1 protein-coding gene is annotated in these 1,097 nt (G+C 61.8%); it reads right to left on the bottom strand.

Going from position 1 to position 1,097, the window contains the following annotated elements:
• Positions 1–84 precede the first annotated feature (84 nt).
• Positions 85–1,053: an IS1595 family transposase gene (locus tag THIARS_RS18025; RefSeq protein WP_094159009.1), complete on the bottom strand. Its 969-nt coding sequence runs from the start codon at positions 1,051–1,053 to the stop codon at positions 85–87.
• Positions 1,054–1,097: the final 44 nt, after the last annotated feature.

The raw sequence follows: 1,097 nt of genomic DNA, 5'->3' as shown, positions 1-1,097 counted from the left end.
AAAGGGGTATCCACTTAGCTCCAGTGACGCTTGGATGCTGGATAAATACCCAGTACATGCATTCTATGGCCGTCACCCAAACATTCAAGCCTTTCGCACCACATCGCGGTAGGTCACCGGTGCAGTGGCGACGGCTTGTTGCAGCAACCGGTAGAACAACAGGCCCCGCGAGTTGGACGTGCGGCGGTTGAAACGGAACACGAACTCGTCCAGATAGGCATCCAGGTGTTCGGGCTGCACCGAGCCATGGTGGGTGCCCAGAATCCAGCGTTGCACCAGAGCGGCCACCCGATGCACTCCTGCCATCGAGACATGGGCGGGGACATCGGAGCCCAGCATGACCGTGCGCTGATGGATGAAGCCCAACTCCGTCAACGACCGATAGGCGGCCGAGCCGTCCGTGCGCACCTGTGCGCCTGGCTCGATGACCTCCTGCACGAACGGCATCACACACGAGGCGCAATCGTTGGCAATGCGGCGCAGGCGGATGCGGCCAAACCCCTTGGGCTCCAGCATCTCCACTGCCATCACCACCAGCACCTTGCTCGTGCTGCTCTTGCGCCCTTTGGGAGAGATGGGGGCTTGTCTGTCCGTGATGGACAGGTAGGTCTCGTCAACTTCGACCAACCCCCTGAGTTGCTCGCGGCCCGGGCGAACCATGGCACGACGCAGTCGGTGCAGCATGGTCCACGCGGTCTGGTAGCTGCCCAGCCCCAGCACGCGCTGCAACCCCAAAGCGCTCACACCTTGCTTCTGGTTGGTCAGGTACCAGGCCGCAGCCAGCCACACGCGCAGTGGCGTGCGGGTCTTGTCGAAGATGGTGCCGGCGGTCACCGAACTCTGGTGCTGGCAGCTCGGGCACATCAGCCGGCCACGCGTGGCGCGATAGGCCTGCCCAGCGCAGCCGCAGCGTGGGCAAACAAATCCGCTGGACCAGCGCAATCGTTCCAGGTACGTCAGACACGCCTCTTCGGTGCCAAACCAGTCGAGGAACTCGTTCCAGGTCTGTGGGTAGTCTTTTCCGGGCGTTGGCGCTAAAGTCTGGATATCCATCCAGCTATTCTGCCTTCACTGGAGCTAAGTGGATACCCCTTATA

This window comes from Thiomonas delicata, assembly GCF_900088825.1.
GTDB classification, from domain to species: Bacteria; Pseudomonadota; Gammaproteobacteria; order Burkholderiales; family Burkholderiaceae_C; genus Thiomonas_A; species Thiomonas_A delicata.
The sequence above is the reverse complement of the archived record's forward strand: the minus strand, read 5'-3'. Positions and strand labels throughout refer to the sequence as shown.